General features: G+C 68.5%; 25 protein-coding genes. 18 read left to right on the top strand and 7 right to left on the bottom strand.

Going from position 1 to position 22770, the window contains the following annotated elements; all coding sequences use genetic code 11:
* Positions 1–29: 29 nt before the first annotated feature.
* Complete coding sequence (locus OG905_RS17675) at positions 30–596, top strand: TIGR03086 family metal-binding protein (protein WP_328671732.1); 567 nt, start codon at positions 30–32, stop codon at positions 594–596.
* A 77-nt stretch (positions 597–673) separates the two neighbouring features.
* Here OG905_RS17675 and OG905_RS17670 read toward each other — a convergent pair whose 3' ends face one another.
* Entirely contained in the window at positions 674–961 is a 288-nt protein-coding gene (locus tag OG905_RS17670; protein WP_328671730.1) for a hypothetical protein, read from the bottom strand.
* Between the two features lie 179 nt (positions 962–1140).
* The gene (locus tag OG905_RS17665; protein ID WP_328682418.1) at positions 1141–1722 is read right to left on the bottom strand and encodes a hypothetical protein; all 582 of its coding nucleotides are present in this window, start codon (positions 1720–1722) and stop codon (positions 1141–1143) included.
* 273 nt (positions 1723–1995) lie between these two features.
* Here OG905_RS17665 and hemL point away from each other — a divergent pair, with 273 nt between their 5' ends.
* From hemL to OG905_RS17625, 8 genes are all read left to right on the top strand, one after another.
* Entirely contained in the window at positions 1996–3312 is a 1317-nt protein-coding gene (hemL, locus tag OG905_RS17660) for a glutamate-1-semialdehyde 2,1-aminomutase (protein ID WP_328671729.1), read from the top strand.
* A complete protein-coding gene (locus OG905_RS17655; protein ID WP_328671728.1) occupies positions 3309–3992 on the top strand; it encodes a histidine phosphatase family protein in 684 nt (227 codons plus the stop codon). Before hemL ends, OG905_RS17655 begins: the two co-directional genes overlap by 4 nt.
* Positions 3993–4127: 135 nt before the next feature.
* Positions 4128–5357: a hypothetical protein gene (locus tag OG905_RS17650; RefSeq protein ID WP_328682416.1), complete on the top strand. Its 1230-nt coding sequence runs from the start codon at positions 4128–4130 to the stop codon at positions 5355–5357.
* Between the two features lie 68 nt (positions 5358–5425).
* Entirely contained in the window at positions 5426–6031 is a 606-nt protein-coding gene (locus tag OG905_RS17645; protein WP_328671727.1) for a TlpA disulfide reductase family protein, read from the top strand.
* A gap of 31 nt (positions 6032–6062) precedes the next feature.
* A complete protein-coding gene (locus OG905_RS17640) occupies positions 6063–6800 on the top strand; it encodes a cytochrome c biogenesis CcdA family protein (RefSeq protein WP_266479438.1) in 738 nt (245 codons plus the stop codon).
* Between the two features lie 5 nt (positions 6801–6805).
* Positions 6806–8494, top strand: a complete 1689-nt coding sequence (resB, locus tag OG905_RS17635) for a cytochrome c biogenesis protein ResB (protein WP_328671726.1) — start codon at positions 6806–6808, stop codon at positions 8492–8494.
* Positions 8491–9573: a c-type cytochrome biogenesis protein CcsB gene (gene ccsB, locus OG905_RS17630; RefSeq protein WP_328671725.1), complete on the top strand. Its 1083-nt coding sequence runs from the start codon at positions 8491–8493 to the stop codon at positions 9571–9573. The genes resB and ccsB overlap by 4 nt, the downstream gene beginning before the upstream one ends.
* A 44-nt stretch (positions 9574–9617) precedes the next feature.
* Positions 9618–10127 carry an SRPBCC domain-containing protein gene (locus tag OG905_RS17625; protein ID WP_328671724.1) on the top strand — a complete coding sequence of 170 codons (510 nt, stop codon included), beginning with the start codon at positions 9618–9620 and terminating at the stop codon, positions 10125–10127.
* Here OG905_RS17625 and OG905_RS17620 read toward each other — a convergent pair.
* Both OG905_RS17620 and OG905_RS17615 read right to left on the bottom strand, forming a co-directional pair.
* A complete protein-coding gene (locus OG905_RS17620) occupies positions 10114–11043 on the bottom strand; it encodes an isopenicillin N synthase family dioxygenase (protein WP_328671723.1) in 930 nt (309 codons plus the stop codon). The two genes, OG905_RS17625 and OG905_RS17620, sit on opposite strands and share 14 nt — an antisense overlap.
* Complete coding sequence (locus OG905_RS17615; protein ID WP_328682414.1) at positions 11036–11485, bottom strand: nucleoside deaminase; 450 nt, start codon at positions 11483–11485, stop codon at positions 11036–11038. The genes OG905_RS17620 and OG905_RS17615 overlap by 8 nt, the downstream gene beginning before the upstream one ends.
* 271 nt (positions 11486–11756) lie before the next feature.
* On the opposite strand from OG905_RS17615, the gene OG905_RS17610 reads away from it, so the two are divergent.
* Positions 11757–12701 carry a DMT family transporter gene (locus OG905_RS17610; protein ID WP_328671722.1) on the top strand — a complete coding sequence of 315 codons (945 nt, stop codon included), beginning with the start codon at positions 11757–11759 and terminating at the stop codon, positions 12699–12701.
* Here OG905_RS17610 and OG905_RS17605 read toward each other — a convergent pair.
* Both OG905_RS17605 and OG905_RS17600 read right to left on the bottom strand, forming a co-directional pair.
* Positions 12631–13551 carry a LysR family transcriptional regulator gene (locus OG905_RS17605; protein WP_328671721.1) on the bottom strand — a complete coding sequence of 307 codons (921 nt, stop codon included), beginning with the start codon at positions 13549–13551 and terminating at the stop codon, positions 12631–12633. The two genes, OG905_RS17610 and OG905_RS17605, sit on opposite strands and share 71 nt — an antisense overlap.
* 1 nt (position 13552) lies before the next feature.
* A complete protein-coding gene (locus OG905_RS17600) occupies positions 13553–13948 on the bottom strand; it encodes a PLD nuclease N-terminal domain-containing protein (RefSeq protein ID WP_328671720.1) in 396 nt (131 codons plus the stop codon).
* A 167-nt stretch (positions 13949–14115) separates the two neighbouring features.
* Here OG905_RS17600 and OG905_RS17595 point away from each other — a divergent pair, with 167 nt between their 5' ends.
* The 8 genes from OG905_RS17595 to OG905_RS17560 all read left to right on the top strand — a co-directional run bounded on the left by OG905_RS17595 (position 14116) and on the right by OG905_RS17560 (position 21507).
* On the top strand, positions 14116–15567 hold the full coding sequence (locus OG905_RS17595; protein WP_328671719.1) for a menaquinone biosynthesis decarboxylase: 1452 nt from the start codon (positions 14116–14118) through the stop codon (positions 15565–15567).
* Positions 15564–16466, top strand: a complete 903-nt coding sequence (gene mqnP, locus OG905_RS17590; protein ID WP_328671718.1) for a menaquinone biosynthesis prenyltransferase MqnP — start codon at positions 15564–15566, stop codon at positions 16464–16466. Before OG905_RS17595 ends, mqnP begins: the two co-directional genes overlap by 4 nt.
* Positions 16467–16487: 21 nt before the next feature.
* Positions 16488–17153: a UbiX family flavin prenyltransferase gene (locus tag OG905_RS17585; protein WP_328671717.1), complete on the top strand. Its 666-nt coding sequence runs from the start codon at positions 16488–16490 to the stop codon at positions 17151–17153.
* A gap of 114 nt (positions 17154–17267) precedes the next feature.
* Positions 17268–17717, top strand: coding sequence for an Lrp/AsnC family transcriptional regulator (locus OG905_RS17580; RefSeq protein ID WP_142214307.1), 450 nt, complete (start codon positions 17268–17270; stop codon positions 17715–17717).
* A 56-nt stretch (positions 17718–17773) separates the two neighbouring features.
* Positions 17774–18937, top strand: coding sequence for an aminofutalosine synthase MqnE (gene mqnE, locus OG905_RS17575; protein ID WP_328671716.1), 1164 nt, complete (start codon positions 17774–17776; stop codon positions 18935–18937).
* A 149-nt stretch (positions 18938–19086) separates the two neighbouring features.
* A complete protein-coding gene (locus tag OG905_RS17570; RefSeq protein WP_328671715.1) occupies positions 19087–20616 on the top strand; it encodes a DUF2079 domain-containing protein in 1530 nt (509 codons plus the stop codon).
* A 9-nt stretch (positions 20617–20625) separates the two neighbouring features.
* Complete coding sequence (locus OG905_RS17565; RefSeq protein ID WP_328671714.1) at positions 20626–21150, top strand: GNAT family N-acetyltransferase; 525 nt, start codon at positions 20626–20628, stop codon at positions 21148–21150.
* Between the two features lie 63 nt (positions 21151–21213).
* Positions 21214–21507, top strand: a complete 294-nt coding sequence (locus tag OG905_RS17560) for a DUF4229 domain-containing protein (protein ID WP_328671713.1) — start codon at positions 21214–21216, stop codon at positions 21505–21507.
* Between the two features lie 20 nt (positions 21508–21527).
* On the opposite strand, the gene OG905_RS17555 is transcribed toward OG905_RS17560, so the two are convergent.
* Positions 21528–22652 (bottom strand): tetratricopeptide repeat-containing glycosyltransferase, encoded by a 1125-nt coding sequence (locus OG905_RS17555; protein WP_328671712.1) that lies wholly within the window; start codon positions 22650–22652, stop codon positions 21528–21530.
* Positions 22653–22770 lie beyond the last annotated feature (118 nt).

Below are 22770 nucleotides of genomic sequence, written 5' to 3'. Positions count from 1 at the left end.
AGGGGCTCTGCCGCGCCTACCGTCGAGGCATGACGAAACCCATCAGTGAGCTGCTCGACGCGGCGGCGAAGTGTGCCGTGCCGGTGGTGCGCGGCATCACCGACGACCGGCTGTCCGACCCGACGCCCTGTACCGAGTACGACGTACGCGATCTGACCGATCACCTCATCCAGGTTCTGATCAACTTCCAGAAGCTGGCCGCGAAGCAGGACTCCGACTTCGGCGCCGAACCGCACTACATGGAGGGCGACTGGCGGTCCCGGTTCGCCGACGAGGCCGGCGCACTCGTCGCGGCGTGGGCGGCACCCGGCGCCGAGGAGGGCACCACCGGGAGCATGGGCTTCCCGGCCAGGACCGTCGCCAACATGGCGCTGGGCGATCTGACCCTGCACGCCTGGGACCTGGCCCGCGCCACCGGACAGGACTTCACGCCGGACCCGGCGGTCGTCGAGGAGATTGGGCCCGCGCTCGCCGAGATGGCGCCGATGGCCCGCAAGGGCGGCGTGTTCGGCGAGCCCGTCGAGGTGGGGGAGGACGCGTCCGCCTTCGAGCGGGTGCTGGGGCAGACGGGCCGCGATCCGCACTGGCGGCGGTAGGCGACCTGGTCAACCCGTTCAGCCCGTCGTACCCGGCTGACCCGTCCAGCCCGTCGTCCCCGGCTGACCCGTCCTGCCTAGCGGGCCGGGCGGCCGTCGTGCTTGCCCGGCTGCCTGCCCTGACGGCGGGCCTGGCGCTCCAGGCGGCCCCGGTTCTCCCGCTGGTAGCGCCGCTCCATACGGGCCTGACGGTCCCGCCGCTCGCGGTACTCGCGGTACTCCGTGTCGCTCCCGCCGGGGCGGGCGCCGCCACGGCGGTAGCGGACATGGCCGAAGACCAGCACGGCCGCGGCCAGCCACAGCACGGGCTCCATGAATCCGAAGCCGATCAGGGCAACGACGACGAGCAGTAAGAGAGGGTTCACGGTGGACCTCCGTGCGCGGGCTGGCGTTCACGCTGCCAGGGGCTCGGGGGGCTCGGGCCGCGCGGTCCAACCTAGACCCGGCCGCGAGCCCGGAGAAGACACGCGACAGAACCCGCGACAACACACGAACGCACGCGCCGCGATGTCACACGGCGGTCCGATCGGCCGGACAAGACCCGCTAGGGCCACACCAGGCAGTACGGCTGGTGCCCCGCCTCATGCAGACGTACCGAGAAGTCCTGCCACTCGTGCAGCAGTTGGTACACGTTGAACGCGTCCCGCGGACCGCCCCGGTCCGGGACCGTCGACCATATGAAGGCCGCCGCGCCCACCGACTCCTCGCCGATGCCGCGCAGGGGGTCGACCACCGTCATCGGAAGCTTGACCACCGCATAGTCGGGGTGGAGCACCACCAGCTCCAGCGGCGGCACCTTGTTCAGCGGCATGCCCTGGATGCCCGTCAGCACCATCGCGGCTATGGTCTCCGGCTTGATCTTGGCGAACATTCCGCCCATGCCGAGCTCGTCGCCGCCCAGTTCCTCGGGGCGCATCGAGATCGGCACGCGTGCCGCCGTGGCGCCGTCGGGTGCGCCGAAGTACTTGTAGGTCACCCCCACTCGGCCGCTCCTGCTTTCCATGGGTTCGCCCGCGCTTTCCATGGGTTCGCCCGCGCCCGATTCGCCTCGCCGGTGCTTTCCCCGCCGGGCAGGCTCAGGACCCAGACCGTCGGTCCCCTCGCCCAGTCCGCCACCGCGATGCATATCTCCACCCGACCACTCGCAGCCCCCGCCGCGCAACCCGATCATCGTGACAGTGACCTCCCCCACGAACGTGCTGTGAAACACCAGTCCGCAAGAACGTCGAAGGCTCTGACACCATGGATTCCGTGAGCTTTCCCTGTGTCGCCCCAGTTTCGCAGACGCGAGCGTGGTGACGCCCTTTCGTAATACGAGGAGACCGCGCTCCCTGCTCACCGGTGGCCGAGATCCTCCGTCCCGGCCCCCCGAACACCCGCATAGCAGATCAGGACCAAAGTGGCGTATTCATACGAAGCCCCCGTTTCGCAGACGCTTTTCGACCGCGCGTCCCTCGTGACGCCCGGCGGCGTGAACTCTCCTGTCCGAGCCTTCCGAGCCGTGGGCGGTACGCCCCGGTTCATGGTGTCCGGTACGGGTCCGTACCTCACCGATGCCGACGGGCGCGAGTATGTCGACCTCGTCTGCTCGTGGGGACCGATGATCCTCGGGCACTCCCACCCGGCCGTCATCGAGGCCGTGCAGTCCGCCGTGGCCCGCGGAACCTCCTTCGGCACGCCCGGCGAGGGTGAGGTGGCCCTCGCCGAGGAGATCGTGGCCCGCGTCGAGCCCGTCGAGCAGGTACGGCTGGTTTCCAGCGGTACGGAAGCGACGATGTCCGCGATCCGACTGGCCCGCGGCTTCACCGGCCGGGCCAAGGTCGTGAAGTTCGCGGGCTGCTACCACGGCCATGTGGACGCGCTGCTCGCCGCCGCCGGCTCGGGCGTCGCGACCTTCGGGCTGCCCGACACCCCCGGCGTCACGGGCGCGCAGGCGGGCGACACCATCGTGCTGCCGTACAACGACCTTCAGGCCGTGCACGAGGCCTTCCGGGCGCACCCCGGCGAGATCGCCTGTGTGATCACCGAGGCGTCGCCGGGCAACATGGGCGTGGTCCCGCCGCAGCCGGGCTTCAACGAGGGCCTGAAGGCGGCCTGCGCCGCGAGCGGCGCGCTGTACATCTCCGACGAGGTCATGACCGGCTTCCGTACGTCCAGGGCCGGCTGGTACGGCGTGGACGGCGTCGCGCCCGACCTGATGACGTTCGGCAAGGTCATGGGTGGCGGCTTCCCCGCCGCTGCCTTCGGCGGCCGCCAGGACGTCATGGCCCATCTCGCCCCGGCCGGCCCGGTCTACCAGGCGGGCACCCTCTCCGGTAACCCGGTGGCCACCGCCGCCGGGCTCGCGCAGCTCCGGCTGCTCGACGACGCCGCGTACGAGAAGATCAACGCCGTCTCGGCGCAGATCCAGTCGCTGGTGACCGATGCGCTCACCAAGGAGGGCGTGGCCCACCGGCTGCAGACGGCGAGCAACATGTTCTCCGTCTTCTTCACCGGCTCGGACGTCACGAACTACGAGGACGCCAAGAAGCAGGAGTCCTTCCGCTTCACCGGCTTCTTCCACTCGATGCTCTCCCAGGGCGTCTATCTGCCGCCGTCCGCCTTCGAGTCCTGGTTCGTCTCCACGGCCCACGACGAGCGGGCCATCGAGCGGATCGCCGCGGCGCTGCCCGCCGCCGCCCGTGCCGCGGCCGAGGCGACGGAGGTGTCCGCATGAGCGAGGAGAAGGACATCACCGTCGTCCATCTGGTGCGCCACGGCGAGGTCGAGAACCCCGACGGTGTGCTCTACGGCCGCCGCGCCGGGTACCACCTCTCCGAGCTCGGCCGCCAGATGGCCGACCGGGTCGCCGAGCATCTCGCGGACCGCGACATCACCCATGTCGTCTCCTCCCCGCTGGAGCGCGCCCAGGAGACCGCGGCTCCCGTGGCCAAGAGCCACAGCCTCACTCTCGACACCGACGAGCGGCTGATCGAGGCGGCCAACGTCTTCGAGGGCAAGACCTTCGGCGTCGGCGACGGCGCGCTGCGCAAGCCGTCCAACTGGAAGCATCTGACCAACCCGTTCCGCCCCTCGTGGGGCGAGCCGTACGTCGATCAGGTCGTACGGATGATGGGCGCGCTCGACGCGGCGCGGGACGCGGCCCGCGGGCACGAGGCCGTGTGCGTGAGCCATCAGCTGCCGATCTGGATCGTGCGCAGCTTCGTGGAGCGGCGCCGGCTGTGGCACGACCCGCGCCGCCGGCAGTGCACGCTCGCGTCCCTGACCACGTTCACGTATCAGGGCGACCGTATGGTCTCCGTCGGTTACAGCGAGCCCGCCCGTGATCTTGTTCCGGCTCATCTTCTGGCCGGTGCAAAACCTGTGAAGGGCAAGAGCAAAGCATTCGGCGCGTAGATCGAAAACAGTTCGTCACGAACCTTCACGAAAATGGGCGCCAGTCCCCGGAACCCCACTCTCCGGAAGTCCATCTAGACCATTGCCGGTTTGGATGTGCTCTCTCCGACCGGGAGAGCGTGGATGGGGGACGAGATGCGCGACATCAGTCGAAGGGGCTTGCTCGGGGCGGGACTTGGAGCCGCAGCCGCAATCGGAATCGCGGGCTGCGGCTCCTTGGGTCAGGACAAAGGGGGACAGGCCGGACCCGGCGGGGACGGCAAACCCTCCCCGTCCAAGAGTCAGGGCCGGCTCATCGGTGACGGCTCCACGTCCGACACCGGCAAGCAGCCGAACCAGCCGCCCAAGCCCGTTCGGCTCGAACCGGGCCAGACGCCGCCGCAATTCGTGATCTTTTCCTGGGACGGCGCGGGCGAGGTCGGCAACGGCCTCTTCCCGCGCTTCCTCGAACTCGCGAAGAACCACGACACGGCGATGACGTTCTTCCTCTCCGGGCTCTATCTGCTCCCCGAGTCGAAGAAGACGCTCTACCGCCCGCCGAACAACGGCATCGGCGCATCCGACATCGGTTATCTCACCGACGGTCACATCAAGGAGACGCTGAAGTACGTACGCCAGGCATGGCTCGACGGTCATGAGATAGGCACGCACTTCAACGGGCATTTCTGCGGCGGTTCGGGATCGGTCGGCAACTGGTCGCCCGCCGACTGGCAGAACGAGATAGACCAAGCTGTGAAGTTCGTCACCGAGTGGCGTACGAACACGGGCTGGAAGGACATCGATCCGCTGCCCTTCGACTACCGCAAGGAACTCGTCGGCGCCCGCACCCCCTGCCTGCTCGGCCAGGACAAGCTGCTGCCCACCGCGAAGAAGCTGGGCTGGCGCTACGACGCGAGCTCGCCCGGCGGCCGCCAGATGTGGCCCGAGAAGCGCCAGGGCCTGTGGGATCTGCCGCTCCAGCAGATTCCGTTCCCCGGGCACTCCTTCGAAGTGCTCTCGATGGACTACAACATCCTCGCCAACCAGTCGACCAATTCGACCAAGGGCATGCCCGAGCGCTATCCCGGCTGGAAGAAGCAGGCCACCGAGGCGTACCTCGCCGGATTCAACCGGGCCTACGAGAGCAATCGCGCGCCCTTCTACATAGGCAACCACTTCGAGCAGTGGAACGGCGGCATCTACATGGACGCCGTCGAAGAGGCGCTCAAGGGCATGGCCGGCAAGAAGGACGTACGGCTGGTCTCCTTCCGGCAGTTCTGCGACTGGCTCGATGTCCAGGACCCGCAGGTGCTCGCCAAGCTGCGTACGCTCGAGGTCGGCCAGTCCCCGGCCGCCGGCTGGAACACATTCTTCAAGGCAGCCTGACAAGGGGCTTTACGGGCACCCAGGGGGGCGCGGAATGATCCCTGGCACCGCCATGCGAAACTTTTCACATGAGCCTTAGCCGTGCCCCCCGCGCCGCCCTGCTGACCGCCGTGGTCGCTGTTGGCGCACTCACCCTGTCGGCCTGCAGCGGTGACTCCAACGGCAAGTCCGGCGGTGGCGGCGACACCAACTTCGTCACCGACACCGGCGGCATCTCCACCGTCGCCAAGAGCAAGCGCACCACCCCGCACACGCTCTCCGGCGAGACCCTCGACGGCAAGCAGCTCGACGTCGCCGACCTCAAGGGCAAGGTCGTCGTGATGAACGTCTGGGGCTCCTGGTGCCCGCCCTGCCGCGCCGAGGCACCGCATTTCGCGAAGGTCGCCAAGGAGACCAAGGCCAAGGGTGTCGAGTTCGTCGGGATCAATACCCGCGACTCCAACAAGGGTCCGGCTCTCGCCTTCGAGAAGGATTACGAGATCGGCTATCCGAGCCTGTACGACCCGGTGGGCAAGCTGATCGTCAACGGCTTCCCCAAGGGCAGCCTCAATCCGCAGGCCATTCCCTCCACGATCGTTCTCGACCGCGAGGGAAAGATCGCGGCACGCTCGCTCATGGCTCTCGACAGCGAGGGGCTCCACAAGATCATCGATCCGCTGGTCGCGGAGAAGTGATCGTGGAACGGTCCTCGCGAGGTGAGTCGCGGTGAATGAGACGGTCTTCAGCGGTGCGCTGCTGCTCGCGCTGCCCATCGCCGTACTCGGCGGTCTCGTCTCCTTCTTCTCGCCGTGCGTGCTGCCTCTCGTACCCGGCTACCTCTCCTACGTCACCGGAGTCAGCGGCACCGACCTGGCCGAGGCCAAGCGCGGCCGGATGGTCGCGGGAGCCTCCCTCTTCGTCCTCGGATTCACCGCCGTCTTCGTCTCCGGCGGCGCCCTCTTCGGCTACTTCGGCGCGAGCCTGCAGGCGGAGAAGGAGACGCTCTCCAAGGTCCTCGGCGTGCTGATGATCCTGCTGGGCGTGTTCTTCATGGGGCTGATGCCGTGGCTCACCCAGCGCGAATTCCGTATCCACAAGCGGCCGGTGACCGGGCTCGTCGGCGCACCGCTGCTCGGCGCGCTCTTCGGGGTCGGCTGGACGCCGTGCATCGGCCCGACGCTCGCGTCCGTGAACGCGCTGGCCGCCGAGCAGGCGAGCGCCGGCCGGGGGGCCATACTGACGGTCGCGTACTGCATCGGCCTCGGACTGCCCTTCGTCCTCGCGGCGGTGGCCTTCCGCAAGGCGCTCGGCGCCTTCGGATGGGTCAAGCGCCACTACGCCTGGGTGATGCGGATCGGCGGCATCATGATGATCGCGACCGGTCTGCTGCTGCTGACCGGCGTCTGGGACAGCCTGGTGCAGGACATGCAGGGCTGGACCAATGGCTTCACGGTGGGGATCTGAGTTCCATGAGCACGACGGAGACCGAAGAGCAGCGCGACGGCGGGGACGGCAAGGACCTCGGCGCGGCCGGCGCCCAGCTGTCCACCGCCCCCCGCGAGGAGCTCATTGGCGGGCCCTCCCTCTCGGCCGTCGGCTGGGTCCGCTGGTTCTGGCGGCAGCTGACGTCGATGCGGGTCGCGCTGATCCTGCTCTTCCTGCTCTCGCTCGGCGCGATCCCCGGCTCGCTGATCCCGCAGAACAGCGTGGACGAGCTGAAGGTGCAGACCTTCAAGGAGGCCCACAAGACGGTCTCGCCGATCTACGAGAAGCTGCAGTTCTTCGACGTCTACAGCTCGGTGTGGTTCTCGGCGATCTATATCCTGCTGTTCGTCTCGCTCATCGGCTGCATCGTGCCGCGCTCCTGGCAGTTCGTCGGGCAGCTGCGCGGACGCCCGCCGGGCGCGCCCGGACGGCTGACCCGGCTGCCCGCGTACACGACCTGGCGTACGCGGGCCGAGCCCGAGCAGGTGCGTGAGGTCGCGCTCGCGATGCTGAAGAAGCGCCGCTTCCGCGCCCACACCGTCGGCGACGCGGTCGCCGCCGAGAAGGGCTATCTGCGCGAGGCCGGCAACCTGATCTTCCACATCGCGCTGATCGTGATGCTGGTGGCCTTCGCCGCGGGCCAGCTCTTCAAGTCCGAGGGCGGCAAGTTGATCGTCGAGGGCGACGGCTTCTCCAACACCCTCACCCAGTACGACGACTTCAAGTCCGGCTCGCTGTTCAGCACGGACAACCTCGCGCCGTTCACCTTCAAGCTGGACCGGTTCACGGGTACGTACGAGAAGAGCGGGCCGCAGCGTGGCACACCGCGCACATTCGAGGCCGGGGTCACCTACTCCCAGGGCGGCGGCCCGGACAAGAAGTCCGTCATCCAGGTCAACAAGCCCCTGGTCATCGACGGCACCAAGGTCTATCTGCTCTCGCACGGGTACGCGCCCGTCGTCACCGTCCGGGACGGACGGGGCAAGGTCGTCTTCAACGGCGCCGTCCCGCTGCTGCCGATCGACAACAACATCACGTCGACCGGCGCGATCAAGGTGATGGACGGCTACCGGGACAAGAACGGCAAGAAGGACCAGCTGGGCTTCCAGGCCTTCTTCGTGCCGACATTCGGCGGCGCGGGCAAGGGCACCATGTTCTCGCAGTTCCCCGGCCTCGAGTTCCCCGTGATCGCGCTGACCGGCTACCACGGCAGCCTCGGCGTCAACGCGGGCCTGCCGCAGAACGTGTACCAGCTCGACACCGCCAAGATGACCCAGTTCAAGGACGCCAAGGGCCAGATCCTCAAGGCGCGCCTGCTGCCCGGCGAGAAGATGACCCTCCCGGGCGGCGCGGGCTCCATCACCTTCGAGAAGGAAGTGAAGGAGTGGGCGAGCTTCCAGATCTCGCAGCAGCCCGGCAACGGCTGGGCGCTGACGGGTGCCATCGCCGCCATCGCGGGCCTCGTCGGCTCGCTGTTCATCCAGCGCCGCCGGATCTGGGTACGAGCCGTGACCGGTGAGGACGGCGTGACCGTCGTCGAAATGGCGGGACTCGGCCGCAGCGAGTCCCCGAAGCTTCCCGAGGAGCTGGGCGATCTGGCCCTGACCCTCAACGCCGAGGCGCCGACGGCGCCCGATTCCTCAGACGTACCTGCCGAAGGGGCTGAGAAGTGACTCTCGCCGCCGCAACCAACGAGAATCTCGCGCACATCAGCAATGTGCTGATCTATTCGTCGATGGCCGTCTACACGCTGGCCTTCTTCGCGCACATCGCGGAATGGGTCTTCGGCAGCCGCAGCAAGGTCGGCCGCACGGCCGCCGCGCTGACCGGCGCCGGGTCGGCCGCGGCCCCCTCGGTCACGGTCCGGGTCAAGCAGGCCGGCGGCACCGCCGTACTGGACAAGCCCAAGGTCATCACCCGCTCCGCGGCCGGAACCCGCGACGTCCCGGACGGTCCCGGCGCGGCCGGCGGCACCGAGAAGGGCGACCTGTACGGCCGGATCGCCGTCTCGCTGACGGTCCTGGCCTTCCTGGTCGAGGCGGGCGGCGTCGTCGCCCGCGCGATGTCGGTGCAGCGGGCCCCCTGGGGCAACATGTACGAGTTCTCCATCACCTTCTCCACCGTGGCGGTCGGCGCGTACCTCGGCTTCCTGCTGGCGAAGAAGAACGTCCGCTGGATGGGCCTGCTGCTGGTCACCACGGTCCTCCTCGACCTCGGCATCGCCACCACCTGGCTCTACACCGACAGCGACCAACTGGTCCCGGCTCTGCACTCGTACTGGCTGTGGATCCACGTCTCCACCGCGATCTTCTGCGGCGCGGTCTTCTACCTGGGCGCGGTCGGCACGCTGCTCTACCTGTTCCGCGACAGCTACGAGAACAAGCTGGCCCGCGGCGTGCAGCCCGGCTCCTTCGCCACCTCGGTCCTGGAGCGCCTGCCCGCCGCGGCCACGCTCGACAAGTTCTCGTACCGCATCAACGCCGCGGTCTTCCCGCTGTGGACCTTCACGATCATCGCGGGCGCGATCTGGGCGGGCGACGCCTGGGGCCGCTACTGGGGCTGGGACCCCAAGGAGGTCTGGTCCTTCATCACCTGGGTCGCGTACGCCTGCTACCTGCACGCACGCGCCACCGCGGGCTGGAAGGGCCGCAAGGCGGCCACCCTGGCGCTCATCGCCTTCGGCTGCTGGCTCTTCAACTACTACGGCGTGAACATCTTCGTCACCGGCAAGCACTCCTACGCCGGGGTCTGACCCCAGGGCGTGCACAACTCCTGAGCCCGGGCGAGGCTGGTGCCATGGATGCGATCCGCCATGGCACCAGCGAGACCCGGGACGGCAGCATTCAGCTGCTGCACTTCGAGCTCCGGCTGCCGCATCCTGTGGTGCGGGTCTGGGCCGCCGTCGCCACGCCAGAGGGGCTGCCGACCTGGCTCGCCGCCGCGGATGTCCTCGAACCGAGGATCGGCGGGGCCGTCAGGCTGCGCCGGCTCACCACCGAGGACACCCTTGCGGCCGAGGGCCGGGTCACCGCCTGGGACATGGAGCGGGTCGCCGAGTACACCATGGACCCCTTCCGCGGCCGGATCCGCTTTCATCTTCAGGCGGCGGGGGAGAGCGTCACCGTGCTCCGGTTCACCCATGAGTTCCGGGGTACGGACGAGCAGCGGCTCGACCAGTTGGCGGGCTGGCACCACCACTTCGAGCTGCTCGCAAACGCCCTGGACGGGCGGCCGGTGACGGACTGGTCGACCTGGACGCCCGAGCGGTGGCAGGAGTTGCGCGAGGAGTACGTCAGCCGGCCGTGATCGCGTCGAGCTGGGCCCGCAGATAGGTGTGCGAGTCGATGCCCAGGACGTCCGTGCCCGGGTCGCACTCGTAGAAGTAGACCAGCGAGATCAGCTCCTCCGCGGGCGCGTCCGCGGGCGGTGGCAGCACCCGGTGGCGGCCCGAGCGCCAGCGGTCGCCCGTCCAGCGGGCCATCAGATCGCCGATGTTGACGGTGAAGGCCTCGGGGTCGTACGGCGCGTCCTCCCAGCCGCCCTCGTCGGTGAAGACCTGGAGCCCGCCCTTGCCCGCCTGCCGGTCCAGGACCGTGACCGTGCCGAAGTCGGTGTGCGGGCCGATGCGGAACTGGCCGGGCTGCGGGTCGCCGAGCCGGTCCCGGCCCGGGTACCAGTTGATGTTGAAGCCCCAGGTGGGGTGCCCGGTGTGCCGGGTGAAGAAGGTCTCCTGCCGGCCCAGCGCGACGCCGAGGAGTCCGAGGAGCCGGTCCGACAGCTCCCGCATCTGCGCGAGATACGTCTCGACCAGGGCCTTGAGACCCGGCACCTCGTCCGGCCAGGTGTTGGGCAGGAACCACTCGGCGTCCACCGCAGCGTCGCCGGTCGGCTCGTCCGCCGCGAAGGACAGCGACTCCTTGAGATCCGGGGGACTCTCGGTGCCTTCCGCATAGGCGTTGGCCTCCGCGCCCGGGCCCAGCCAGCCGCGTCCGCCGACCCGCACGGCGTACCGCTCCTTCGAAGACTCGGGCAGCCGGAAGAACTCTCCCGCCGCCTCCCGGATCCGTCCGCGCAGTCCCGGATCGACCCCATGGCCTGTGACCAGGAGGAATCCGGCGCTCTGCAGGGCCTTGTCGACCATCGCCGCGACGGTGGCACGGGCGGCCGGGTCCCCGGGGGACCAGAGGCGCAGATCGATGGTGGGAATCCTGGGTTCAGTCACCGATGTCCTCGCTCCACAGTTCGGGACGTTCCCTGATGAAGTCCTCCATCAGGGTCCTGCACTCGGCGTCGTCCAACAGCACGATCTCCACGCCGTGTTCGGCCAGCCAGTCGTGCCCGCCGTGAAAGGTCGCCGCCTCGCCGATCACCACCCGGGAGATCCCGAACTGCCGGACCAGTCCGCTGCAGTACCAGCACGGCGAGAGGGTCGTCACCATGGTCGTGCCCCGGTACGAGCGCTGCCGCCCGGCCGCCCGGAAGGCCGCCGTTTCCGCGTGCATCGACGGATCGCCGTCCTGCACCCGCCGGTTGTGGCCGCGCCCCAGCTGGCTTCCGTCCGCGCCGTACAGCGCGGCCCCGATCGGGATCCCGCCCTCCGCGAGGCCGGTCCTGGCCTCCTCGACGGCCGCCCGCAGCCACGCCCCGTACCGCGCGTTCTCCATGACGCTCACGTCCCAAGGCTAGGTCCTGTCCGGTCGATCAGGCCGGATCAGGGAGCGGGGTCTGGTGCGTGCAGCTGCACGGCGGAGGATGGAGCCCACGCGGAGCGTAGGCGACTGACGACAACGCAGCGGATGGGCGTGCCAGGGCACGCGAGCCCGGCAAGATCGGCCGGACAGGACCTTAAGTCATCGGCGGCACCGATCGGCCCATCGGCAGGACGCCCCACTGGCTCGTGGACCGGCTCCCGCCTCCACTCGTAGCGTCATGGTCATGAACACAGAGAGCAAGGGCACCCTGCAACTGACCGCGGCCATGGTCCTGTCCGGCACGCTCGGAATCTTCGTCGTCGAGTCCGGCGCCTCCGCCTTCAACGTCGTCTTCTTCCGCGTCCTCTTCGGCGCCCTGGCCCTGGGGGGCTACGCACTGGCCCGCGGCTACTTCCGCGACCACGGCCTCACCCCGAAGAAGCTCGGACTGGCCGCGCTCGGCGGCCTGTTCATCGTCTTCAACTGGGTGCTGCTCTTCGAGTCGTACGAGAACACCTCGATCTCCGTCGCGACCGTCGTCTACCACACGCAGCCCTTCTACGTGGTGCTGCTGGGCGCCCTGCTCTTCCGTGAGCGCCTCACCGCGGCGAAGGTCGGCTGGATCGCGCTCGCGTTCGCCGGGCTGATCCTCGTCTCCGGCGTCACGCCCGGCGACTTCACCGGCGGCAACAGCACCTATCTGCTCGGCATCGGCCAGGCGCTCGCCGCCGCGCTGCTCTACGGCCTCTCCACGCTTGTCACCAAGCGCATCACGGGTGTACGCCCGCACCTGATCGCACTCGTCCAGGTCCTCGTCGGCATCCCGCTGCTGCTGCCCCTCGCCGACTTCGGCGCCATGAGCGGGACCGGCGCCGACTGGGGCTGGCTGATCGGCCTCGGACTCATCCACACCGGCCTGATGTACGTCCTGATGTACGCCGCGTACCAGAAGCTGCCCACCGCGAAGATCGCCGTGCTCGCCTTCACCTACCCGGCCGTCGCGATGGTCGCCGACTGGGCGGTGTACGGGCACCACATCGGCCTCGTCCAGGCGCTCGGCGTCCCGCTGATCGTGTTCGCCAGCCTGAAGGTCAACCTCGCCAAGTCGCCCCGTACGGTTACCGGTTCGGCTCCTCGGACCGGCTCGCCGACTCCTGCTCCCGTACCAGCCGCATCGTCTCGTCGATGAACAGCCGCACATGGCGCGGCAGCCGCTTCCCCTCCCGCCACGCAACCTGCGTGTACAGCTGGAACGGCGGCTCCCACGGCAGCGCGAGGAGCGTCCCCGACGCGAGCTCCTCGCGCACCGCCATGCGTGGCAGCAGCGCGACCCCGAGGCCGCCGGCCACACCCCGCTTGGTCGCCTCGATCGTGCCGAACTCCATGAAGGGCGGGGGAGCGCCGTTGCGTTCGCGCAGTTCCTCCTCGAAGAGGTCGCGGTACGGGCAGCCCGGCTCCGTGCCCACCAGCTGGATGTCCGCCAGATCGACGGTCGCGAGCTTCGCCGCGTCGGCGAGCGGATGGGTGGGCGCGCAGACCAGGACGAGTGGTTCGGCGGTCAGCACCTCGGTCTGAAGGCCCGCGTGCTCGGTCTCCCGTTCCATCAGGAAGCCGATGTCGTACACGCCCTGACGCAGCGCCTGACGGGTCTCGTCCCCGAGTGTGGGGCGCAGCGAAAGCTTCACCTGCGGATAGCGGTGGTGGAACAGTTCGAGCAGCGCGGGCAGCCGGTAGGAGGTCAGCGACTCCATGGTGCCGACGTTGATCGCCCCGGCGGGCTCGTCGGCGCCGGTGACGGCGACCCTGGCCTCCTCGGAGAGCTCGATGATCCGGCGGGCGTACGGCAGCAGCCGCTCGCCCGCCTCGGTGAGCCGGATGCGGCTGCCGAGCCGGTCGAAGAGCTCCGTACCGAGAGAGGTCTCCAGCGAGCGGATCTGGCTGGTGACGCTGGACTGGGCGTACTTCAGCTCGGCCGCCGCCTGAGTGAAGCTGAGGACGGTGGCGACCTTCTCGAAGGTGACCAGCAGACGCAGTTCCATGTCAGGGCTGCTGGGGGTCGTCGCCGTTCTCGCGGCGCTTGAGCTCCTCCTCGCGGCGGCGCAGATCCGCCTCCCAGTCCTTGAGGAGCGCCTCGTCTTTCTTGTTCTCGTCCTTGAGGGACTTCAGGAAGTCCGGGTTGTCGTCGGGCGCGACAAACTCGGTGCGGTGGTTGCGGTGCCATTCGGACGGTGTGCTGCCGCCGGCGGTGGCCTTGCGGTCCCTGCCCGCGACGAGCCACGCGATCGGGCCGATCAGGACCTCGCCGAAGAGCAGCACGATGATGACCCAGACCACCTTGGGGAGGTGCTTGACCTCCTGCTCGGGGGTGTTGAGGCAGTCGATGAAGGCGTAGATCCACAGCGCCAGGACCAGCAGGAAGGGCAGATACCGGAGCATGGTGGTGCGTTCCCCCCGGGGAGCGATGGCGGGGCTGCGTACGGCCCCGGTGACGGGTCCAGGGTAGTGCGTGCCGGCTGTGCTATCCCGGGGGCCAACCCCCGGACCCCCGGCAGAGGGGCGGGCCGCGCGCGGGATCACCGTAGGCCTCAGCGATACTTGACCGCATGGCTTACGACGATCTTCGCTCCCTGCTCCGGGCGCTGGAGCGCGAGGGCGACCTCAAGCGCATCAAGGCCGAGGTCGACCCGTATCTGGAGGTCGGGGAGATCGTCGACCGGGTGAACAAGGCGGGCGGCCCGGCGCTCCTCTTCGAGAACGTCCGCGGGTCGGCGATGCCGCTCGCGATGAACGTCTTCGGCACCGACCGCCGGCTGCTCAAGGCCCTCGGCCTGAAGTCCTACTCCGAGATCAGCGACAAGATCGGCGGGCTGCTGAGGCCCGAGCTGCCGCACGGCTTCGTCGGGGTCCGCGAAGCCTTCGGCAAGCTCGGCACGATGGTCCACGTACCGCCGAAGAAGGTGAAGGACGCGCCGGTGCAGGAGGTCGTCCTGCGCGGTGACGACGTCGATCTCGACCAGCTGCCCGCGCTGTTCACCTGGCCCCAGGACGGCGGCTCCTTCTTCAACCTGGGTCTGACGCACACCAAGCACCCGGAGACGGGCGTGCGCAACCTCGGTCTGTACCGCCTTCAGCGGCACGACCGGAACACCATCGGCATGCACTGGCAGATCCACAAGGACAGCCGCAACCACTACCAGGTGGCGGCCAAGCGCGGTGAACGGCTGCCGGTCGCGATCGCCTTCGGCTGCCCGCCCGCGGTGACCTACGCGTCGACCGCGCCGCTGCCCGGTGACATCGACGAGTACCTCTTCGCGGGCTTCGTGGCGGGCAAGCGGATCGAGATGGTCGACTGCAAGACGGTGCCGCTCCAGGTCCCGGCGAACGCCGAAGTCGTCCTGGAGGGCTGGCTGGAGCCGGGCGAGATGCTCCCGGAGGGTCCCTTCGGCGACCACACCGGCTTCTACACGCCACAGGAGCCTTTCCCCGCGCTGACCATCGACTGCGTGACCATGCGCGGGCGGCCGCTGCTCCAGTCGATCGTGGTGGGCCGCCCGCCGACGGAGGACGGACCGCTCGGCCGTGCCACGGAGCGGTTCTTCCTCCCCCTGCTCAAGATCATCGTGCCGGACATCGTGGACTACCACCTGCCCGAGTCGGGCGGCTTCCACAACTGCGCGATCGTCTCGATCGACAAGAAGTACCCGAAGCACGCGCAGAAGGTCATGCACGCGATCTGGGGCGCGCACATGATGTCCCTGACGAAGCTGATCGTCGTCGTCGACGCGGACTGTGACGTGCACGATCTGCACGAGGTCTCCTGGCGCGCACTCGGCAACACCGACTACGCCCGTGATCTGACCGTCGTCGAGGGCCCGGTCGACCATCTCGACCACGCCTCGTACCAGCAGTTCTGGGGCGGCAAGGCGGGCATCGACGCGACGAAGAAGCTCCCCGAGGAGGGGTACGTCCGGGATGGTGGCTGGCCGGACATGGTCGAGTCCGACCCGGATACGGCGGCGAAGGTCGACCGCCGGTGGAAGGAGTACGGCCTGTGAGCAGCGCTGCCGCAGCAGTCCCGCAACCCGGCAGGACCAAGTCGTTTCTGCGGCTCGTGATGATCGAACACTCGGTCTTCGCGCTGCCCTTCGCGTACATCGCCTCGCTGACCGCGATGTTCCAGTTCGACAGGAACATCCACTGGGGGCGGCTGCTGCTGGTCACCCTCGCCATGGTCGGGCTGCGGACCTTCGCGATGGCCTGCAACCGGATCATCGACCGCGAGATCGACGCCCGCAATCCGCGCACCGAGAACCGTGAACTGGTGACCGGCGCGGTGTCGGTGCGGTCCGCCTGGACCGGCGCGCTGATCGCCGTAGTCGTCTTTCTGGGTGCGGCGGCCGCGCTCAATCCGCTGTGCCTCGCGCTCGCGCCGATCGCCGTGATCCCGATGGTGGTCTACCCGTACGGCAAGAGGTTCACGAACTTCCCGCATGTCATCCTCGGCCTCGCCCAGGCCATGGGCCCGGTCGGCGCGTGGATCGCGATCACCGGCGCGTGGTCCTGGGACTCGGTGATCCTGGGTCTTGCCGTCGGCGTCTGGATCGGCGGCTTCGACCTGATCTTCGCCTGCCAGGACGTCCAGGCGGACCGCGCGCACGGCGTGATGTCGGTCCCGGCCCGCTTCGGCGTCCCGGCCGCGCTGTACGGGGCCCGGGCCGCGCATCTCGCGACGACCGTCCTGCTGGTCTGGTACGCGCTGGCCACCGAGGCGGGCGGATTCTTCTGGACCGGGCTGCTGATCGTCGCCGCCGCGTTCCTCTACGAGCACACGATCGTGACGCCGCACGACCTGTCCCGTCTCAACCGCGCCTTCTTCACCGTCAACGGCTTCATCGGCATCGCCCTGTTCGGGTGCGCGCTGCTCGATCTGCTGGTGCGCGGCCTGACCCTGTGACCGGCGGATAGGCTCAGCAGCATGAACGAGGCCAAGCGCACCCCCTGGTTGGTGGGCGTCTCCGGTGCGTCCGGGACGCCGTACGCCGCCGCCGTGCTGCGCGGGCTGCTCGCCGCCGGCGAGAGCGTGGACCTGGTGGTCAGCCGCGCCTCACGGCTCACGCTGCTCGACGAGACGGGGATCGCCTTCCGTGACGCGCACTGGCGCGAGGATCTGCGGGAGTGGCTGGCGCGCGGGGCGGACGGAAAGCCGGACACCTTCCGGGTGGACGTCGAGGACGTACGGCACTGGGCGGCCGGGGATCTGGCCGCCGGGCCCTCGTCGGGTTCGTATCCCGTGAAGGGGATGCTCATCGTCCCGGCGTCCACGGCGTGCGTGGCCGGAGTCGCGCTCGGGCTCTCGAAGGATCTGCTGCAGCGGGCCGCGAGCGTGACACTCAAGGAGCGGCGGAAGCTGGTGGTCGCGGTGCGCGAGACCCCGCTGAACGGGCAGACCCTCAAGCATCTGGTGACACTGGACGAGGCGGGTGCGGTGGTGCTCCCGGCCTCTCCCGCGTTCTACGCGGGGGCGACGCACATCCAGGATCTGGTGGACTTCGTGGCGGGACGGGTGCTCGACGCGGCGGGGGTGCCGCATCGGCTGTACCGCCGGTGGGAGGGTGAGCTGGGTGGCCCCCGTACGGACTGACCCGGGCCGGCATCTCACGCTTGATTTGCATAATTCGTAGGAATTTTGCGCTGCGCACCTTAGATTCTCATGGTAAACTTGCGGAATCGCTGAATAATGGAAGGGTCCAGGCATATGGACGCGGTGGACAGGCAGCTCATCCAGGCCCTCAGGGAGAACGGCAGGGCCTCGTACGCGGAGCTCGGCCGGCTCGTCGGGCTCTCGGGGCCCTCCGTCACCGATCGCATCAACCGCCTCGAGGCGGCGGGCGTCATCACCGGCTATCGCGCCACGGTCGACGCCCGGTCGCTCGGCCTCGGCGTCACGGCTCTCATCGGTCTCTCGCTCTCGGACGCGGCCGACCACGAGGACGTGGCGCGCCGGCTCAAGGACCTGGCCGAGATCGAGGACCTCTGGTTCATCGCGGGCGACGACTCGTACATGCTCAAGGTGCGGGCGAACGACGTGGACGGTCTGGAGAAGACGATCCGCAGGCTGTCCGGCACGAGGGGTGTGTCGCGTACGCGTACGACGATCGTGCTCTCCACGAAGTGGGAGAACCGGGTCGGAGATCTGCCCGAGTAGGCAGGGGCGTACCTTTGGTGGGGCCTGTTGACGAATCGTATGGGAGGCGGCCGTACATGGACGTGGGGCTCAAGCGCGAGCTGGAGGAGAAGGTCCGTTCCGGGGAGCGGCTGACCCGCGAGGACGGCATCGCCCTCTACGAGTCGGACGACCTGGCGTGGCTCGGCGGCCTCGCGCACGAGGTGCGGACGCGCAAGAACGGTGACGTCGTCCACTTCAACGTCAACCGGCACCTCAACATGACCAACGTGTGCACCGCGTCGTGCGCGTACTGCTCCTTCCAGCGCAAGCCGGGCGAGAAGGACGCGTACACGATGCGCATCGAGGAGGCCGTCCGCCTCGCCAAGGCGATGGAGGGCGACAACCTCACCGAGCTGCACATCGTCAACGGGCTCCACCCCAACCTGCCGTGGCGCTACTACCCGCGGTCGCTCAGCGAGCTCAAGAAGGCCCTCCCGAACGTCTCGCTGAAGGCCTTCACGGCGACCGAGATCCACCACTTCGAGACGATCTCCGGGCTGTCCGCCTCCGACATCCTCGACGAGCTCATCGAGGCCGGTCTGGAGTCGCTGACCGGCGGCGGCGCCGAGATCTTCGACTGGGAGGTCCGGCAGCACATCGTCGACCACCGCACCCACTGGGAGGACTGGTCGCGCATCCACCGGCTCGCGCACGAGAAGGGTCTCAAGACCCCGTGCACGATGCTGTACGGCCACATCGAGGAGCCCAGGCACCGGGTCGACCACGTCCTGCGCCTGCGTGAACTCCAGGACGAGACCGGCGGCTTCCAGGTCTTCATCCCCCTGCGCTACCAGCACGACTTCGTGGACATGCAGGACGGCAAGGTGCGCAACCGCCTTCAGGCGCGCACCACCATGGCGACCGGCGCCGAGGCGCTGAAGACCTTCGCGGTCTCGCGGCTGCTGTTCGACAACGTCCAGCACGTGAAGGTCTTCTGGGTGATGCACGGTGTGCAGACCGCCCAGCTGGCACTGCAGCACGGCGCCGACGACATGGACGGCTCGGTCGTCGAGTACAAGATCACCCACGACGCGGACAACTACGGCACGCCGAACAAGCTGACGCGTGACGACCTGCTCGACCTGATCCGCGACGCGGGCTTCCGCCCGGTGGAGCGGAACACGCGGTACGAGGTCATCCGGGAGTACCCGGGGCCGGACGCGGACCGCCGCGAGTCGCCGCAGCCGATGCGGGTCTGATGCCGGCCTGAGGCTGCGCCCGGGACGTTTCCGAATTCGCCCGGCGCGCGGCCATTCGGGGGATTCTGACCACACGGCAGTTTGCTCAGAGTCAAGTCTTCCCGGTTGCTGGCATCTTGATGGCCATTCAGCCTCGGTTTCTGGAAGGCATGGCCATGCAAGCATTCCCCACCAGCGGCACCACTCTGCCATCGCAGCAATCAGAATTCGACAAACAGTCGTCGGCGGAGACGGTCCACGAAAGGCGCTCAGGCGTCGCATGGTGGATGTGGGTGCTGGCGGGAGCGCTGTTCTTCCTTTACACGGCGCTGTCCCTGCGTATCCATCAGCGGATGCTCTCCAACAGCTACGACCTGGGAATCTTCGAGCAGGTCGTCCAGTCCTACGCGCACGGTCGCCTGCCCGTCGCCGAACTGAAGGGCCCGGACTTTCCCGTCCTGGGGGACCACTTCTCACCCATTCTGGCCCTGGTGGCACCGCTCTACTGGCTGTGGCCGTCGCCGAGCACCCTGCTTGTGACGCAGGCGGCGCTGATCGCCGTGAGCGTTCTGCCCCTGACCGTCTGGGCAAAGCGAACCCTGGGCTCCCTGGCCGCCGGGGTCATCGGTGTCTGCTACGGCCTTTCCTGGGGTGTCGCGACTGCGGTCGGCTTCGACTTCCATGAAGTGGCCTTCGCCGTCCCCCTCCTCGCCTTTTCACTGACGGCTCTCGCGAACGACCGGCTGCGCGCCGCGGCGTACTGGGCTCTTCCCCTGCTGCTGGTGAAGGAAGACCTCGGGCTCACAGTGGCCGTGATCGGTCTCGTCATCGCCCGGCGCGGCAACCGCAGGCTCGGGATCATCACCGCGTCGGCCGGTCTGGCCGGCACCGTGCTGGCGCTGCTGGTGATTCTGCCGGCTGTCAACCCGACTGGGTCCTTTGCCTATTGGTTCTACCTGGACAGCCCGGAAGGCAGTGCAAGCGGACCGGGAGAACTTCTCTACAAGTACACGGTCGGTCTCATCACCCCCGAGGCCAAGATGTCGACTCTTGTGCTCGTACTGGCTCCGACTCTGTTCCTGGCTCTGCGATCCCCGCTGCTGTGGATCGCGCTGCCGACTCTGCTCTGGCGCGGCGCCTCAAGCAACGCGGTTCACTGGGGCACCGAGTTCCACTATTCGCTGGTGCTGATGCCGATCGTCTTCGCGGCATTCATCGACGCTCTGGTCCGACGGCGCTCCAGTGCGAGCAGTCTGCGCCGATATCTCGCGGGCTCTGCCGCGATCACCATCCTGTTGCTTCCGCAGTTTCCGCTGTGGCAGCTGGTCCAGCCGGCCACCTGGCGGACCGATCCCCGTATCGCTGTCGCCCACCGTCTGATGGATCAGATCCCTGACGGCGCCACGGTCCAGGCGTCCAGCCATCTGGTGCCCCAGCTCACCAGCCGCACGAGCGTCAGCCTGTACGGCTGGCTCGACAGCCGCCCCTTTCCTCAGTGGATCATGGTGGACACCCGGGTGCCGGCGGAGCGGCGATGGCCTCTGACTGCCGGACAGGAGAAATTCAAACTGGACGGCGCGCTGCGCAAGGGGTACCGCACCGTGGCTTACGAGGATGGCTTCGTCCTGCTCAAGAGCCCGGACGGACCCGGCGTCTCGGGGAGCGAGCCCGGTTTGAACGGCCTTCCGCGTAATGGATAACCTCCATGCATGTCCCTTACGTTCGAGCTGGATCCGCCGATAGACCGCGCGCTGCGGGACGGGGTCGTCGCGCTCTGGGCCGGCGTGTCCAATGCCGGGGGCGCCGTCGGATTCGTGCCACCCGTGAACGAAGAGACCGTACGGCCCGAGTTCGTGAAGCATCTGGCCTCGATGGCCGAGGGCCGCACCCGGCTGCTGGTGGGGTACGACGAGGAAGGCGCCGTTGCGGCCTCCGCCTTCCTCACGTACAACACCCACCGGCTGATGCGCCACTGGTTGTGGCTGTACACGGTCATGGTCCATCCCCGCCACCAGGGAGCGGGCTACGGCCGCGAGCTGATGGCGGCGGTGGCGGAAGCGGCCCGCGGCTTCGAGGGCATAGAGGCGATACGGCTCACCTGCCGCGGCGGGACCGGCGTCGACCGCTTCTACGCCGCCTGCGGTTACAAGGAGGTCGGCCGGGTGCCCGGTGCGATCCGGGTCGCCGAGGGCGACGACCGCGACGACATCATGATGCTGCTCCCGCTGAATTGATCCCATAGCGGACGTGCTTCACTGGACGGGCACTACCTGTCGTACGAAGAGAGAAGGCCCGCCGTGCCCGCCAAGTCGACCGCCGCGATCCGGTACACCACCCTGCGCCTGGCGATCTTCATCGGCTGCTTCGTCGCCGTCGGCGGCCTGGTCCAGGTCGGCGCCCTGCCCAAGGGGCTCGGCGACTCGAACTTCGTCTGGGTCGTCCTTCTCGCGCTCGTGCTGTCCGCGCCGTTGAGCTTCGTACTGCTGCGCAAGCAGCGTGACGCGATGTCCGAGCAGATCGCCGGCACGGTCGACAGGACCAAGGCCCGTCTCGAGGCGAACCGCTCGCAGGAGGACGGCGCCGTTCAGTAGGGCCCCTAGGTCCTGTGTCGTCACACGCGCCGGCGGGAGCCTTTCGCCCGGCCGGGGCGCTGCCGTCCCACCGCCGCTTCCGGCTTGAGGCGCCGCTGCGCGAATCCCCGGTTCGTGAGGGTCTGCTCCCGATAGAGCTCGGGCAGGTCGGGCATCGCCAGGAGACGGTTGCAGGCCTGCAGCGAGGCGGTCATGTCGCCCACCCAGTAGGCCGTGATCGAGTACTCGAACAGCAGTCCCCAGCGGTACACCCACGGATGGATGAAGAGGATGTCGTCCGGCTGCTTCTTGCCGAGCCCGGCACGGACGATCGCGTGCGCGGTGTGATGGCGGCCCTGTCTGCGCAGCCGTGAGGACAGTTCGTAACACGCTTCGAGCCGCTGCGGGCGCGACTCCCAGGCGCGGGAGAGGGTGTCCATCGCAGAGGGCCAGTCGTCGGCATCTGCCCGGAGGATCCCGGCCTGCAACAGGGAGTAGTACACCTCCTCGCCCCAGCCCCCCATCTCCGCGCGGCGCTCGTACAGGGTGATCGCCTCGTCGGCCTTGCCCATGTCGCGCATGGTCTGCGCCAGATAGAAGACCGTGCGGCCATTGGCGGGGTCGCGCTCCATCTCGGCACTCAGCAGACGCGCGTCGCGCTCGAACTTGTCGTGCCGTGAGCCGCCGTCGGCGTAATCCTCGATGACGAGGGCGTCGAGGTTCTCCTGGGCGTGGCGCCGGTCTGCGGTGAGGTACTCGTGGGTGACGCCCTCGTAGCGCCAGGGCAAGTCGCCGCGGACGAGGCGCTTGATGCGGTACTCGGTCGCGCTCTCGTGGCGCAGCATGTACGACTCGGCGGTGAGGCGAGGCAGCGGGCCGTCCTGGCGGATCACGTGGTCCGCGTCGAGGAGGAGCAGATAGTCGGCCTTGCCGCGGGCGTGCCGGATGTTCAGGCTCCGGTTGTGGCCGAAGTTGACCCAGGGCTCCTCGTGGAGCTCGCCCGGGATGCCCTGCAGCGTTGTGCGGATCAACTTCTGGGTTCCGTCGGTCGAGCCGGTGTCGGAGATCACCCAGGTGTCCACCAGATCTCGCACGGAGGCGAGGCATCGTTCGATGACTTTCGCCTCGTTCTTGACGATCATGCACAGGCACACGGTCGGCTTCACGGCATCACCATTTCCGGCGGGTCTCTCCGGCGGCGACATTAGGCACCGGACCCGGCGGCGCGGTCACGGCACGCCGACGACTGTGCCGTTCCCTGCCGCGTACACAGCCATTGGTGTG

It is taken from the genome of Streptomyces sp. NBC_00322 (assembly GCF_036147535.1).
Taxonomy (GTDB): Bacteria; Actinomycetota; Actinomycetes; order Streptomycetales; family Streptomycetaceae; genus Streptomyces.
The sequence above is the reverse complement of the archived record's forward strand: the minus strand, read 5'-3'. Positions and strand labels throughout refer to the sequence as shown.

What these genes read in the sequence shown, in the direction of transcription:
- OG905_RS17570 (WP_328671715.1), top strand. Translation starts at nt 19,087, where the DNA reads ATGGCCATGCAAGCATTCCCCACCAGCGGCACCACTCTGCCATCGCAG.
- OG905_RS17600 (WP_328671720.1), bottom strand. Translation starts at nt 13,948, where the DNA reads ATGCTCCGGTATCTGCCCTTCCTGCTGGTCCTGGCGCTGTGGATCTAC.
- OG905_RS17625 (WP_328671724.1), top strand. Translation starts at nt 9,618, where the DNA reads ATGGATGCGATCCGCCATGGCACCAGCGAGACCCGGGACGGCAGCATT.
- OG905_RS17595 (WP_328671719.1), top strand. Translation starts at nt 14,116, where the DNA reads ATGGCTTACGACGATCTTCGCTCCCTGCTCCGGGCGCTGGAGCGCGAG.
- OG905_RS17610 (WP_328671722.1), top strand. Translation starts at nt 11,757, where the DNA reads ATGAACACAGAGAGCAAGGGCACCCTGCAACTGACCGCGGCCATGGTC.
- OG905_RS17645 (WP_328671727.1), top strand. Translation starts at nt 5,426, where the DNA reads ATGAGCCTTAGCCGTGCCCCCCGCGCCGCCCTGCTGACCGCCGTGGTC.
- OG905_RS17585 (WP_328671717.1), top strand. Translation starts at nt 16,488, where the DNA reads ATGAACGAGGCCAAGCGCACCCCCTGGTTGGTGGGCGTCTCCGGTGCG.
- resB (WP_328671726.1), top strand. Translation starts at nt 6,806, where the DNA reads ATGAGCACGACGGAGACCGAAGAGCAGCGCGACGGCGGGGACGGCAAG.
- mqnE (WP_328671716.1), top strand. Translation starts at nt 17,774, where the DNA reads ATGGACGTGGGGCTCAAGCGCGAGCTGGAGGAGAAGGTCCGTTCCGGG.
- OG905_RS17605 (WP_328671721.1), bottom strand. Translation starts at nt 13,551, where the DNA reads ATGGAACTGCGTCTGCTGGTCACCTTCGAGAAGGTCGCCACCGTCCTC.
- OG905_RS17650 (WP_328682416.1), top strand. Translation starts at nt 4,128, where the DNA reads ATGCGCGACATCAGTCGAAGGGGCTTGCTCGGGGCGGGACTTGGAGCC.
- OG905_RS17655 (WP_328671728.1), top strand. Translation starts at nt 3,309, where the DNA reads ATGAGCGAGGAGAAGGACATCACCGTCGTCCATCTGGTGCGCCACGGC.
- OG905_RS17580 (WP_142214307.1), top strand. Translation starts at nt 17,268, where the DNA reads ATGGACGCGGTGGACAGGCAGCTCATCCAGGCCCTCAGGGAGAACGGC.
- OG905_RS17675 (WP_328671732.1), top strand. Translation starts at nt 30, where the DNA reads ATGACGAAACCCATCAGTGAGCTGCTCGACGCGGCGGCGAAGTGTGCC.
- OG905_RS17665 (WP_328682418.1), bottom strand. Translation starts at nt 1,722, where the DNA reads ATGCATCGCGGTGGCGGACTGGGCGAGGGGACCGACGGTCTGGGTCCT.
- OG905_RS17615 (WP_328682414.1), bottom strand. Translation starts at nt 11,485, where the DNA reads ATGGAGAACGCGCGGTACGGGGCGTGGCTGCGGGCGGCCGTCGAGGAG.
- OG905_RS17565 (WP_328671714.1), top strand. Translation starts at nt 20,626, where the DNA reads ATGTCCCTTACGTTCGAGCTGGATCCGCCGATAGACCGCGCGCTGCGG.